We start from the raw sequence: 12567 nt of genomic DNA, 5'->3' as shown, positions 1-12567 counted from the left end.
GGCGGCCTGCACGGCGTCGGCGTGTCCGTGGTCAATGCGCTGTCGACCGAGACGGTGATCGAGGTCGCCCGCAACAAGGAGTTGTTCCGCCAGCGCTTCTCGCGCGGGACCACGCTGGGCCCGATCGAGAAGCTCGGTGCGGCGCCCAACCGGCGCGGCACCAGCGTCTCCTTCACCCCCGATCCCGAGATATTCGGCCCGAGCGCGCATTTCCGCCCCGGCCGGCTGATGCGGCTCGCCCGGTCGAAGGCCTATCTGTTCGCGGGCGTCGAGATCCGCTGGAAATGTGATCCCTCGCTGATCGGCGACGACACCCCGGCCGAAGCGGTGTTCCAGTTCCCCGGCGGCCTGTCCGACCATCTGCGCGAGCAGATCGGCACCCGCGAATGCGCGACGAGCCAGTTCTTCTCGGGCCGGCAGGAGTTCGCCGACGGCCAGGGATCGGTCGAATGGGCGGTCGCCTGGCCACTCTGGTCCGAAGGCTCGTACAGCTATTATTGCAACACCATCCCGACCCCCGACGGCGGCACCCACGAAACGGGCCTGCGCGCCGCGCTGGTCAAGGGCATCCGCAGCTTCGCCGAGCTGGTCGGCAACAAACGCGCCAAGGACGTCACCGCCGACGACATCGTCACCGGCTCGGAGCAGATGCTGTCGGTGTTCATCCGCGATCCGCAGTTCCAGAGCCAGACCAAGGACCGGCTGACCTCGCCCGACGCCGCGCGGCTCGTAGAGAATGCGGTGCGCGACCATTTCGACCATTTCCTCGCCGACCGCATGGACCGCGGCAAGGCGCTGCTCGGCTATGTCCTCGACCGGATGGACGAGCGCCTGCGCCGCAAGCAGGAGCGCGAGGTCAAGCGCAAGACCGCGACCTCGGGCCGCAAGCTGCGCCTGCCCGGCAAGCTCACCGACTGCTCGGCCGACGATCCCGCCGGGACCGAGCTGTTCATCGTCGAGGGTGACTCGGCCGGCGGCAGCGCCAAGCAGGCGCGCGACCGCAAGACCCAGGCGATCCTCCCGATCCGCGGCAAGATCCTCAACGTCGCCAGCGCGACGAGTGCGAAGATCCTGGCCAACCAGGAGATCGCCGACCTGATCCAGGCGCTGGGCTGCGGCACGCGCAAGGACTGCGTGCCCGACAACCTCCGTTACGAACGCATCGTCATCATGACCGACGCCGATGTCGACGGCGCGCATATCGCCACGTTGCTGATGACCTTCTTCTTCCAGGAGATGCCGGAGATCGTGCGGCGCGGGCATCTCTACCTCGCGCAACCGCCGCTCTACCGCCTCACCGCCGGCACCAAGTCGCTCTACGCCCGCGACGACGCGCACCGCGCCGAGATCGAGGCGACCGAGTTCAAGGGCCGCAAGGTCGAGGTGGCGCGCTTCAAGGGCCTGGGCGAGATGAACCCGGGCCAGCTGCGCGAGACGACGATGGACCCGAAGACGCGCGGCATGATCCGCATCACCCTGCCGCAGGAATATGAGGAACGCGCTGGCGTAAAGGACCTGGTCGACCGGCTGATGGGCACCAACCCGGCGCACCGCTTCGCCTTCATCCAGGAGAATGCGGCGCGGCTCGATGAGGAGGCGATCGACGCATGAGGTTGCTGGCTGCGCTGCTGCTGACGCTCGCCCCGATGCCGGCTCTCGCGCGGCAGGCGCCTGCCCCCGCTCAGAACGTCGCCGTTTCGCCCGGCCTGCAGGCGCGGATCGACGCGTTGCCGGGGATCGTCAACGGCACCGGCGACTTCGAGGACTTTTTCGCACCCGCTTTCAAGGCGCAAGTGCCCAAGGCGCAGTTCGACCAGATCGGCCAGCAGCTCAAGGCTCAGTTCGGCGTCGCGACGAAGGCCGAGAAGGTGACCGTGAAGTCGCCGTATGCCGCCACCGTGCAACTCGGGTTCGAGAAGGGCATCGGTACCGTCGAGATCGTGATCGATCCCGCCGCCCCGCATCGCGTCACCGGGCTGCTGCTCTCCAGCATCGAGCCGCGCGGCGACACGATCGCGAAGATCGAGGCGGAGATCCGCGCGCTGCCTGGCACCGCCGCGTTCGGCATCTATGCGCTCGGCGACGGCGTGACGCCGGTGAACGAGGTCGCGGGCACGCAGCCGATGCCGATCGGATCGGCGTTCAAGCTCTGGATCCTCGCCGAGGCGGCGCGGCAGGTGAATGCCGGCCCGCGCAAATGGAGCGACGTGGCGACGCTGGGGCCGCGCTCGCTGCCCTCGGGCGTGACCCAGACTTGGCCCGCCGGGTCGCCGGCCACGCTGCACACGCTCGCGACGCTGATGATCTCGATCAGCGACAACACCGCGACCGATACGCTGCTTGGCGCCTTGGGGCGCGACAAGGTGGACGCGATGGTCGCGCGGACCGGCGTCGCCGATCCGAACGCCACGCTGCCGGTGCTGACGACGCTGGAGGCATTCCAGCTCAAGGCGCCCGCCAATGCCGATCTGGCGGCGAAGTGGAAAGCGGCCGGTCCGGACGGTCGGCGCAAGCTGCTCGCCGACAACCGCGCGCGGCTGACGGCGACGCGGCTCGATCCCAGCATGTTCGGCGACAAGCCCCTCGCGCCCGACATCGAGTGGTTCGCCAGCCCGCGCGACGAAGCGGCGGTGATGAACTGGCTGCGCACCAGCGGCGGCGCGCAGGCGCTTGCGATCCTGGCGGTGAACCCGGGCACGCCGAGCGCGGCGCTGTTCGACTATGCGGGATACAAGGGCGGGTCAGAGCCGGGCGTGATCTTCATGAGCTGGCTGGTGAGGACGAAGAAGGGCAACTGGTACGCCGTCACCGGCGGCTGGACGCGCAAGGACGCCGCGGTGAACGAGCGCGGTTTCGCGCTGCTGATGAACCGCGTGCTGACCCAGGTCGCGGCGCGCTAGCGCATCGTGCTCCTGCGAAAGCAGGAGCCCAGAGTCACAATGGGTGCCGATCGCCGCCCTGGGCTCCTGCTTTCGCAGGAGCACGAGCCTGCCACTCGTCGCGGAGCAGGCCGTAGATCGTGGTGTCGCGCACGCCGAGATGAGTCTCCCACTCGGCGCGCAGCAGGGCCTCGAACTTGAAGCCGAGCCGTTCGAGCAGCGCGCGCGAGCCCCGGTTGTCGGGATCGGTGTCGGCGAAGATGCGCCGCTGCCCCTCGGCGAAGACTCGGTCGATCACCGCGCTCACCGCCTCATGCGCGATGCCGCCGCCCCAATGTTCGCGCGCGAGCAGATAGCCGAGCTCGGTGACGTTGCCCTGGCGCTTCTCGCCCGCCGCGACGAAGCCGATCGCGGTATCGTCACCCGGCCGCGTGATCGCCCAGGCGCGCCATTCCGGCGCGTCGCGCGCGAAATCGGCGCGGGTCTGTTCCACGGTCTCGTGCGGCGGGCCGGACCAATAGGTCATCAGCTCGACATCGGCGAAGGCCGGATGCAGCGCATCGGCATCCTCGACCCGGCGCGGCCGCAGGATCAACCGCGGCGTTTCGAGCACCACCGTCTCGCGCGGCGGAAGCGAGCTCACGCCTCTCCCAATGCCTCGACCAACGTCTTGACCTTCTTCTGCCGCCATTGCGGCAGCGGCGCCACCATCCAGTAGCCGAGCCGCGACGGCCGGGGATCGCCGACGATCGCGACGCGCCCCGCCTCGATATCGTCGCGCGCGAGCAATTCGGGCACGGTCGCGCGTCCCAGCCCCTGCGCCGCCGCGTCGAGCGCGAGCCCGGCATCGCCGACCCGCACCAGCGCCACGCCGTCCTCGGCGACGCAGCCGGGCCAGGCGATCGGCGTCTCGGCGTTCGATCCCGGGCGCGCCACGGTGACCATGCCGTCGCTCTCCAGCGCCTCGCCCTCATGCTCGCCGGGACCTTCGCCCCAGCGGATCGCGAGATCGAGATTGGCCTCCGTGAAGTCGATCGCCTCGTCCGCTGCGATCAGCACGAAGCGCAATTCGGCGTCGTCGCGCGCGATTCCGGCAAGGCGCGGCATCAGCCACTTCTCGGTCAGGTCGCGCGGCGCGGCGATGGTCAGCGACTTGGACGACTGGCCCGCCTGCATCGCGCGCACCGATTCCTCGAACTGCAGGAATCCGGCACGCAGCGCGGCGAGCCCGGCCTCGGCCTCGGGCGTCAGCTCGAGGCCCTTGGTGGTGCGGCGGAACAACACCACGCCCAGCGTGTCCTCGAGCGCGCGAATCTGCTGCCCGACCGCCGCCGGGGTCACCGCCAGCTCGTCGGCGGCGCGGGTGAACGACAGGTGCCGCGCGGCGGCGTCGAGCACGCGCAGGCCGTTGAGGGGGAGATGAGTCCGCTTCATTCCGCTACCGCCGGCGCCAACAGGGAGAATTTGGGGATCGCCACGTCGAACTCCATGCCATCCGCGCCGACCATGCGATAGCTGCCCTGCATCGACCCGGTGGGCGTCGCGAGCGGGCAGCCCGAGACATAGTCGTAGCTCGCGCCCGGCGCGATCATCGGCTGCTCGCCGACCACGCCCTCGCCCTCCACCGAATGGCGCGAGCCGCGGCCGTCGGTGATGATCCAGTGGCGGGTGAGCAGCTGCACCGCCTGGTGTCCCTCATTCTCGATGCGGATGTGATAGGCCCAGAACCAGCGGCCGCGCTCGGGCTCGGACTGTTCGGGCAGATAGCTCACCGAGACGCGCACGACGATGTCGCGCGTGGTTTCCTCCTGGGAGAAGAGCGCCTTCACAACCCGACCGCGCCGAGCGCCTGGTCGAGATCGGCGATCAGGTCCTCCGGGTCCTCGAGCCCGACATTGAGCCGCAGCATCCCCTCGCCCACGCCCATCAGCAAGCGCTGGTCCTCGGCGACGCCGCTGTGCGTGGTGGAGGCCGGATGAGTCATCAGCGAGCGAGAATCGCCGATATTGTTCGAAATGTCGATGAGGGTGAGCGCGTCGAGCAGGCCGTGCGCCTGGGCGCGTCCGCCGTCGACCTCGAACGAGAAGATCGGGCCGGCAGCGGTCATCTGGCTCATCGCGAGATTGTGCTGCGGATGGCTGGGCAGGCCGGGGAAGTTCACCTTGGCGACGCGGCCCTCGAGGAAACGCGCGACCTTGAGCGCATTCTCGCTCTGGCGCGCGGCGCGCAGGTCGAGCGTCTCGAGCCCCTTGAGCACCACCCAGGCGTTGAACGGCGACAGCGTCGGCCCGGTGTTGCGGTGGAAGGGCAGCAGCGTGTCGTTGATGAACGCCTCGGTGCCGCACACCGCGCCGGCGAGCACGCGGCCCTGGCCGTCCATCATCTTGGTCGCCGAATAGGCGACGACATCGGCGCCGAAGTCCATCGGCCGCTGCAGCGCGGGCGTGGCGAAGGCGTTGTCGACCACCGTGACGATGCCGCGCTCGCGCGCGATCCCGCACACCGCCTTCAAGTCGACCACGTCCATCGTCGGATTGGCCGGGGTCTCGAAGAAGAACACCTTGGTGTTGGGCCGGATCGCATCGGCGAATTGTTGCGGATCGCGCGCGTCGACGATCGTGGTCTCGATCCCGAAGCGCGGCAGCAGCGAGTCGGTGAGCCAGCGGCACGAGCCGAACGCGGCGCGCCCGCCGACCAGGTGGTCGCCCGCCGACAGCTGGCACAGCAGCGCCGCGGTCATCGCCGCCATGCCCGACGCGGTCGCGCGGCACGCCTCGGCGCCTTCGAGCAGGGCGATGCGCTGCTCGAGCATCTCGACCGTCGGGTTCTGCAGGCGCGAATAGGTCATGCCCTGCTGCTCGCCGGCGAAGCGCGCGGCGGCGTCCCCGGCGCAGTCATAGGCGTAGCCCGAGGTCAGGAAGAGCGCTTCGCTCGTCTCGCCCCATTCGCTGCGCGCGGTGCCTCCGCGCACGGCGAGCGTGGCGGGTTTCCAGTTGCGGGTGACGTTACGGTCCTGTCCGGTGCGGCGCTTCATGGGGAACCCTCTAGAAGCCTCGCATGCACGCGCGCAAGGGTGGGCTGGTGACGCGGGCGAGAAGCTGCGCTATCGCGTGGCCCGGATGCTCGATCGCCTCGAACAACGCCCCGCCCTGCTGGCGCTGCTGATCGGCATTGCCGCGCTGCTGCTGTTCGGCATCGGACTGCAGCGGCCGAGCATCCTGTTCTTCGACGAAGTACATTATGTTCCCGCCGCGCGGGTGCTGATCGAGCTGTCGCATCCCGTGAATATCGAGCACCCCCTGCTCGGCAAGTCGTTGATCGCGCTCGGAATGTTGATCTTCGGCGACAATCCGGTCGGTTGGCGGGCGACGGCCTGCCTCGCCGGGACGCTGACGATCGTCGGGGTCTATGCCTTCACGCTTCTGCTGGTGCGCGCGACGCGCCCCGCTTTGTTCGCGGCGCTGTTCGCGGCGCTCGGCCAGCTGGTGTTCGTGCAGGCGCGGATCGGCATGCTCGACGCGTTTCTGGGGCTGTTCCTGATCTGGGGGGGCGTTGCCTTTCTGTGGACGATGCGGAGCGATTCGCGGCGCGCGGCGTGGCGCTGGGCGGCGTCCGCAGCGCTGCTCGGTGCGGCGGTCGCGGTCAAATGGGCGGCGGTGCCCTATGTCGCCTTCGCCGGCGGCGCGTTCCTGTGGCTGCGGCGCGGCCATGCCGAGCGCTTCGGCGGGATGCCGTTGCCGGCGGGGCTCGCGATCCTCGGCACGGTCAGCATGGCCACCTATTTCCTGACTTTCGCGCCCGCCCTCTTCTACGCGACCGAGCCGCTGACGCTGGCGAAGCTGGTGCCGTTCCAGATCGAGATGTGGAAGCTCCAGACCCAGCCGCTGACCCCGCACACCTACCAGTCGGACTGGTGGAGCTGGCCGCTGATGCTCCGGCCGATCTGGTATTTCTACGAGCCCGACCAGGGCGCGCAGCGCGGCGTGCTGCTGATCGGCAACCCCGCGATCATGTGGGGCGGGCTGGCGGCGGTGGCGGCGTGCTGGTGGGCGGGCGTGCGCGGCAAGGCGGGCGCGCCGCTGGCGGTCGCGATCCTGTGGACCTTCGCGTTCGGCATATGGGCGGTGATCCCCAAGTCGCTGGGCTTCTATTATTACTATTATCTGCCCGGCATCCTTCTGAGCGTGGTGCTGGCGGTCGCCTTCCACCACTGGCGCGAGAAGGTGAAGCGCAACGATGAGTGGTTCCTGGTGCTGTGCGTCGGGCTGTTCGCCTATTTCTACCCGATCCTCGCCGCGCTGGCCCTGCCCGGCCCGCGCGGATTCGAGCGCTGGATGTGGTTCCCGGGCTGGGCGTGATTCGGAAAATTTGTTCACGCGAAGGCGCGGAGGCGCGAAGATGCAGCCTGCCGCGTGAGCGGCTTTCACTCTTTCCTGGCTTTCGCTTGCATTGGCAGTGAAGAGAGGCGCTTCGCGCCGCCACCGAACCGCTTCGCGCCTCCGCGCCTTCGCGTGAACAAATTTTCTAGTACCGACCCCACACGAAGCGTGACGACAGCGCGAAGTTCCACACCGCCGCGACCAGGATGCCGGCGAGCGCCGAGGGCGCCCATTGCGCCTGCTGCACGTCGTGCAGGAACGCCGCCACGCCGACATTGGCGATCGCCCCGACCGAGCAGACCAGGCAGAAGCCGATCCAGCCGTCGAGCAGCTGGCGGAAGCCCTTGAGGCGCGCGTCGCGATAGGTCAGCGCGTTGTTGAGGAAGAAGTTGAACGTCATCGCCGCCAGAGTCGCGACGATCGTCCCGGTGAGGAAGCTGTACCCGATCAGGCGATAGAACAGCCACAACGTCCCGAAATGCACTCCGGCGCCGAGCGCCCCCACGCCCGAGAACATCGCGAACCGCACCGGCACCACCCGCCCGAACATGCGGTCGTAGAGCGCGATCAGATATTCCATCGCGACGACATGATCGAGCTTGCTCTCGCCCTCGGCGCGGGTGCGGAAGACATAGGGCAGCTCGACGAACTTGAGCGGCCGCGGGCTCGCGGTCATGATGTCGAGCAGGATCTTGAACCCGATCGCCGAGAGATGCGGCACCATGCGCCGCACCACCTCGCTGCGGATCATGAAGAAGCCGCTCATCGGGTCGCTGAGCTCGGCCTTGAGCACGCGGCGCGACAGCTTCGCCGCCAAGGCCGACTTGGCGACGCGGTCGCCGTCCCATGCGCCGGTCCCGCCACCATCGACGAAGCGCGATCCGATGGCGACGTCGAGGCTCTCGTCGGCCTGCAGCGCGTCGAGCATCCTGGGCAGCAGCGTCTCGTCATGCTGCAGGTCGCCGTCGATCACCGCGACGAACGGCGCGGCGGTGGCGCACATCCCCTCGATCGTCGCCGAGGAGAGTCCGCGTCGTCCGATCCGCTGGATCACCCGCACGCGGCCGTCGATCCGCCCCAGCTCGCGCGCCGCGTCGGCGGTGCCGTCGGGGCTGTCGTCGTCGACGAAGATCGCTTCCCAGCGCCGCCCCGCCAGCGCCTTGTCGAGCGCGGCGACCAGCACCGGGACGTTGCGCTGCTCGTTGAAGGTCGGGATGACGACCGCCAGCTCGAGCAACGCCTGGCTCATCAAAGCGCCCGCAGCACCGCGTCGCCCATCTCGGCGGTCGAAAGCGATCCGCCGAGGTCCGCCGTGCGCGCGCCGCTGACCAGCGCCGCGGTCACCGCCGCCTCGACCCGGTCGGCCGCATCCTCCATGCCCAGCGAATAGCGCAGCAGCATCGCCGCCGAGAGGATCGTCGCGCAGGGATTGGCCTTGCCCTGCCCGGCGATGTCGGGCGCCGAGCCGTGGATCGGCTCGTACAGTCCCTTGCCCGAACGCCCCAGCGTCGCCGAGGGCAGCATGCCGATCGAGCCGGCGCACATGCTCGCCTGGTCGGACAGGATGTCGCCGAACAGGTTGCCGGTGAGGATCACGTCGAACTGGCCCGGATTGCGCACCAGCTGCATCGCGGCGTTGTCGACATACATGTGGGTGAGCTCGACATCGGCATAGTCGCGCGCCACTTCGATCACCACGTCGCGCCACAGCTGCGAGGTCTCGAGGACATTGGCCTTGTCGACCGAGCAGACCTTGCGGTTGCGCACGCGCGCGGTCTCGAACCCGACCCTGGCGATCCGCGCGACCTCGTCCTCGTCATAGGACATGATGTCATAGCCTTCGCGGCGCCCGCCCGCGGTGGTGCGCATGCCCTTCTCGCCGAAATAGACGTCGCCATTGACCTCGCGCACGATCACCATGTCGATCGCGCTCGCCACCTCGGTCTTGAGCGTCGAGGCGTCTTCGAGCCCCGGGAACAGTCGCGCCGGGCGCAGGTTGGCGAACAGCTCGAGCTCCTTGCGCAGCCCCAGGATCGCCTGTTCGGGCCGCAGATGGCGCTCGAGATTGTCGCCGCGCGGATCGCCCACGGCGCCGAACAGCAGCGCATCGGCGCGCCGGGCGAGGTCGAGCGTGCGCTCGGGGAGCGGATGGCCGTCGCTGAAATAAGCCGCGCCGCCGACCGGCGCTTCCTCGAACGCCAGGCCAAGGTCGAGCGCTTCGAGCACACGGCACGCCTGGGTGGTGACTTCGGGACCGATCCCGTCGCCGGGAAGAACTGCGATCAGCGGCATTGGTGCTCCACCTGAAACAAGGTCAGGGGCGCATTACCGGCTTGGCGGCGTCACGCAACCGCCCTCTTCAGCCGCTCGACCAGCCGCGCCCGGGCGGCGAGCACCTCGGCCGCCTTGCCATGCAACAGGTCGCGCTCGAGAAAATGGCCGGTGAGCCGCAGGCCCGCGAAAATATCGTCCCACTCCGCCGCCCCACCCGTGACCACGAAGCGCGGCAGCGGCAGCAGGCGCGCCTCATAGCCGATCGCGCCCGAGCGGCTGACCGCGCCGCCGCTCTTCGGGCTGACATAGGCGAGGCCGTCATTGGTCCCGGTCGCCGCGCAGCGATCGAGATCGAGCCCGAAGCCGAGCGCGGCGAGCATCAGCAGCTCGTAGCGCACCAGCGCCGCCGCCCAGCCGCGCGCCGCGGGCGCCGCCTCGATCGCGTCGAGCATCCCGCCGAGCGCGGCGTGGATCTGCGGATAGGGCTGCCCCTCGGGCAGCGCCGCGGCGGTGAGCGCGGTCGCCCATTCGAACGCGGCCGCCGGCAGCGGCTCGCGGAACATCGGCGCGCGGCTGTGGACCAGCTCGACGGTGAGCGCGGGCAGCTGCTCCTCGGTCCGCGCGCGCCAGTCGCCGAGGATGACATTGCCCGGCTGGAGCACCGGCCGCAGCTGGCGCGAGCGCCCGCCGCGCACATAGCCGGCCATCAGCCCGGCCTCCCCGGTCAGCGCCCGCACGATCGCTCCGGACTCGCCGTGCGGGCGGATCGCGAGGACGATGGCGGTGGTGGCGAGGTGCATGGCGACGATCTACCGCGCCGATCGTGCTCGCGCCATCGCCGTCCCGGGCATCGCGTTCGTTCGTGCGGACATCCGCCCTCGCCAAGACGCATCCGTCCAAATGGCCAAAAGCCAACTTCTGACGCGACATGTTCCACTTTCGCATTCGCGCGGCGCTGCCGAAATCGCCCGCCAAGGGCTGCCACCGCCGCCGCAGCAGCCTCATCAAGTTCCTGGAAAGCCCCGACAAATCATGCCGGCCTTTCCTACACGAACCAGATAGGTTATCCGGTGTCGAATAGCGATTCGAGGATCGCGAAGGAGAATCCGTGCCTATCCGCGCCGCAGCCGCTTGGAGAATTTCTCCAGGCCCACCGCCTCGACCAGCGACTTGCCGCTCGCCACCACGCGGTTGAAGCCGCCCAGCGCTGTGGTCGCCGCGCGGTTGGCGAGGCTCGGACGGAGTAGCAGCAGGTCGAGGCAGGCGACCCCACCGGTCGAATATTGGCGCTTGTGCTGCCCTTCGCCCTCGGTGAAGTCGAAGCGCGCGAAACGGCCTTCCGCGAACAGGTCGCGGAACGCCTCGATCTGCAGCACCGCGCCGGGCGACAGCTCGTTGAACGCGGGGTCGTGCCCAACATATTCGTAGATCAACGTTTCGCCGACCGCTGGGCAGTAGAGATAGGCGGCGGGTGCGTCGCCGATGTACAGCAGCCAGGCGCGAACGTCGTCGGCGGCGGCGTTGGCGAGCATCGTGCGGACGAAGTCGGGCGTGCCGGGCAGCCCCTCACCCATCAGCTTTTCCTGATAGGTGTTGACCGCGATGCCGCGCGCGATGCCGTGGAACGCCTGGAGCTCGGCAGGCGTGCGGAAGCGCCGCACGTCGAGCTGCCCGCCCGAGGCCTGCGCGACCTTCCTGGCCTTGCGCTTCACCCCCTGCCGCGCGTTCGACGACAGGCTGGCGAGATAGGCGTCGAAGGTGCCGGTCAGATCCGCGAAATAGCGGTTGTAGCGCTGGCGCACGAAGCCGATCATTCCGCCCGAGGCATAGCTCATCGCCTCCAGCCGGTCCTCGGGCAGCGAGGTCACGATATAGCCCTGGGCTTCCTGCGGCAGCGGCGGGAGCTGCGGCAGCCGGCCTTCGCGCGCGGCGTCGAGGCTTACCGGCACCGGCACCATCGTCCGCTTGACGCGCAGCACGGTCCGCGCGCCGATACGGAAGTTGAGCGCGGCCGCCGCGACGCTGGTCACGCGGCACGCTCGGCGACGAGGTTCGACCAGAGCTGTTGCGCCTGCCGAATGCGCGTGCGGAGCAAGCTGGGACCAAGCGGCGCGTCGTCGCGGTCGAGCGGCAGCTCGGGCAGCCCGGCGAAATGGCTGGTGACGATCGCGCCGCGGCGCTCGGCGAGCATCCGGCACAGCGCCTCGAAGCGATGGACGTGCACCGCGTTGACGCGCGTGCCGGCGCGGTTGGCTAGCTCGAAGCCGTGGCTGACGATCGTCACCGCGACATGGCCCGCGCGCACCGCGTGATCGAGCGCGTCGCGCATCTCGGCGGTCGAGAGCGCGCAGATCTGGAAATGGCGCAGGTGCCCGGCACGATCCTCGATCAGCGTCACCGGCAGCTCGACGATCCCGCGATGCGCGACCGGCGCGATCTGGCGTTCGGGCAGGCCGATCGCGCTCGGCCAGGGATGCTCGGAGCCGTTATGGCTGCTGTCGTAGCGGAAGCCGAGCTCGGCGAGCGCGGTGAGGGTATCGTCGCTCGCCGAATAGCTGCCCGAGCGGAACGCCACCGGCTTCTGGGCGCCCGCCGCGACGAGCAGGTCGGAGGCGGCGCGGATCAGCTCGCGCTGCTCGGCAAGGGTGAAGTCGATCAGCTCGAACGAGGCATGGCGCGTGCGGTCCTCGCCGCTCGCCGCCGCCCAATTGGGGTGGAGATGCAGCTGCACTTCCTGCCCCGCCGCGAGGATCGCCTCGACCACGCGCTTGATCGGATCGATGCCATAGGCGACCGCCGGCATCGGATCGACGAAGAAGGTCGCCTTGAGCCCGTGCCGCGAGAGCATGCGCAGCTGATAGCCGACGCCCACGCCCGCCGGCTCGAGCGAGCGTTCGGCGATGGCTTCGATGTCGAGCCCGGCGGCGTGGTGCCGCCACATCAGCTCGGTATCGATGGTCAGGAACGCGCGAGTCGGCATGACGCGGCATTATCGCGCGGCGGTGAAGATTTCCCAAAGGCGGGTGGCGGGACTA

At 69.2% G+C, this 12567-nt stretch carries 12 protein-coding genes; 3 read left to right on the top strand and 9 right to left on the bottom strand.

From position 1 onward, the window contains the following. Both ABDV68_RS03990 and ABDV68_RS03985 read left to right on the top strand, forming a co-directional pair. Positions 1-1611, top strand: a 1611-nt coding sequence (locus ABDV68_RS03990) for a DNA topoisomerase IV subunit B (RefSeq protein WP_343518363.1), incomplete at its 5' end; no start/stop codon positions are given. Then, the gene (locus ABDV68_RS03985; protein WP_343518362.1) at positions 1608-2900 is read left to right on the top strand and encodes a serine hydrolase; all 1293 of its coding nucleotides are present in this window, start codon (positions 1608-1610) and stop codon (positions 2898-2900) included. The genes ABDV68_RS03990 and ABDV68_RS03985, both read left to right, overlap by 4 nt. 34 nt (positions 2901-2934) lie before the next feature. On the opposite strand, the gene ABDV68_RS03980 is transcribed toward ABDV68_RS03985, so the two are convergent. The 4 genes from ABDV68_RS03980 to ABDV68_RS03965 are packed head-to-tail and all read right to left on the bottom strand — an operon-like array spanning position 2935 to position 5913. Further along, positions 2935-3522 (bottom strand): GNAT family protein, encoded by a 588-nt coding sequence (locus tag ABDV68_RS03980; protein ID WP_343518361.1) that lies wholly within the window; start codon positions 3520-3522, stop codon positions 2935-2937. Beyond that, complete coding sequence (locus ABDV68_RS03975; protein ID WP_343518360.1) at positions 3519-4313, bottom strand: LysR family transcriptional regulator; 795 nt, start codon at positions 4311-4313, stop codon at positions 3519-3521. Before ABDV68_RS03975 ends, ABDV68_RS03980 begins: the two co-directional genes overlap by 4 nt. Continuing rightward, positions 4310-4708: a Co2+/Mg2+ efflux protein ApaG gene (gene apaG, locus ABDV68_RS03970; RefSeq protein WP_343518359.1), complete on the bottom strand. Its 399-nt coding sequence runs from the start codon at positions 4706-4708 to the stop codon at positions 4310-4312. Before apaG ends, ABDV68_RS03975 begins: the two co-directional genes overlap by 4 nt. After that, entirely contained in the window at positions 4705-5913 is a 1209-nt protein-coding gene (locus tag ABDV68_RS03965; RefSeq protein ID WP_343518358.1) for an aminotransferase class I/II-fold pyridoxal phosphate-dependent enzyme, read from the bottom strand. The genes apaG and ABDV68_RS03965 overlap by 4 nt, the downstream gene beginning before the upstream one ends. A gap of 85 nt (positions 5914-5998) precedes the next feature. Here ABDV68_RS03965 and ABDV68_RS03960 point away from each other — a divergent pair, with 85 nt between their 5' ends. Continuing rightward, on the top strand, positions 5999-7237 hold the full coding sequence (locus tag ABDV68_RS03960; RefSeq protein ID WP_343518357.1) for a glycosyltransferase family 39 protein: 1239 nt from the start codon (positions 5999-6001) through the stop codon (positions 7235-7237). A 166-nt stretch (positions 7238-7403) separates the two neighbouring features. Here the strand turns inward: ABDV68_RS03960 and ABDV68_RS03955 are convergent, their stop codons facing one another. The 5 genes from ABDV68_RS03955 to ABDV68_RS03935 all read right to left on the bottom strand — a co-directional run bounded on the left by ABDV68_RS03955 (position 7404) and on the right by ABDV68_RS03935 (position 12512). Continuing rightward, positions 7404-8507, bottom strand: coding sequence for a glycosyltransferase family 2 protein (locus ABDV68_RS03955; RefSeq protein ID WP_343518356.1), 1104 nt, complete (start codon positions 8505-8507; stop codon positions 7404-7406). Then, entirely contained in the window at positions 8507-9550 is a 1044-nt protein-coding gene (gene leuB, locus ABDV68_RS03950; protein ID WP_343518355.1) for a 3-isopropylmalate dehydrogenase, read from the bottom strand. Before leuB ends, ABDV68_RS03955 begins: the two co-directional genes overlap by 1 nt. 50 nt (positions 9551-9600) lie before the next feature. Further along, the gene (gene recO, locus ABDV68_RS03945; RefSeq protein ID WP_343518354.1) at positions 9601-10332 is read right to left on the bottom strand and encodes a DNA repair protein RecO; all 732 of its coding nucleotides are present in this window, start codon (positions 10330-10332) and stop codon (positions 9601-9603) included. A gap of 312 nt (positions 10333-10644) precedes the next feature. Beyond that, positions 10645-11562, bottom strand: a complete 918-nt coding sequence (locus ABDV68_RS03940) for a GNAT family N-acetyltransferase (protein WP_343518353.1) — start codon at positions 11560-11562, stop codon at positions 10645-10647. Further along, positions 11559-12512: a polysaccharide deacetylase family protein gene (locus tag ABDV68_RS03935; RefSeq protein WP_343518352.1), complete on the bottom strand. Its 954-nt coding sequence runs from the start codon at positions 12510-12512 to the stop codon at positions 11559-11561. Before ABDV68_RS03935 ends, ABDV68_RS03940 begins: the two co-directional genes overlap by 4 nt. Positions 12513-12567: the final 55 nt, after the last annotated feature.

Source organism: Sphingomonas sp. (assembly GCF_039595165.1).
Taxonomy (GTDB): Bacteria; Pseudomonadota; Alphaproteobacteria; order Sphingomonadales; family Sphingomonadaceae; genus Sphingomonas.
The sequence above is the reverse complement of the archived record's forward strand: the minus strand, read 5'-3'. Positions and strand labels throughout refer to the sequence as shown.

Excerpts from the sequence above, each read along its gene's own strand:
- ABDV68_RS03985 (WP_343518362.1), top strand. The coding sequence starts at position 1,608 with ATGAGGTTGCTGGCTGCGCTGCTGCTGACGCTCGCCCCGATGCCGGCT.
- ABDV68_RS03935 (WP_343518352.1), bottom strand. The coding sequence starts at position 12,512 with ATGCCGACTCGCGCGTTCCTGACCATCGATACCGAGCTGATGTGGCGG.
- ABDV68_RS03955 (WP_343518356.1), bottom strand. The coding sequence starts at position 8,507 with ATGAGCCAGGCGTTGCTCGAGCTGGCGGTCGTCATCCCGACCTTCAAC.
- ABDV68_RS03960 (WP_343518357.1), top strand. The coding sequence starts at position 5,999 with ATGCTCGATCGCCTCGAACAACGCCCCGCCCTGCTGGCGCTGCTGATC.
- ABDV68_RS03965 (WP_343518358.1), bottom strand. The coding sequence starts at position 5,913 with ATGAAGCGCCGCACCGGACAGGACCGTAACGTCACCCGCAACTGGAAA.
- recO (WP_343518354.1), bottom strand. The coding sequence starts at position 10,332 with ATGCACCTCGCCACCACCGCCATCGTCCTCGCGATCCGCCCGCACGGC.
- ABDV68_RS03975 (WP_343518360.1), bottom strand. The coding sequence starts at position 4,313 with ATGAAGCGGACTCATCTCCCCCTCAACGGCCTGCGCGTGCTCGACGCC.
- leuB (WP_343518355.1), bottom strand. The coding sequence starts at position 9,550 with ATGCCGCTGATCGCAGTTCTTCCCGGCGACGGGATCGGTCCCGAAGTC.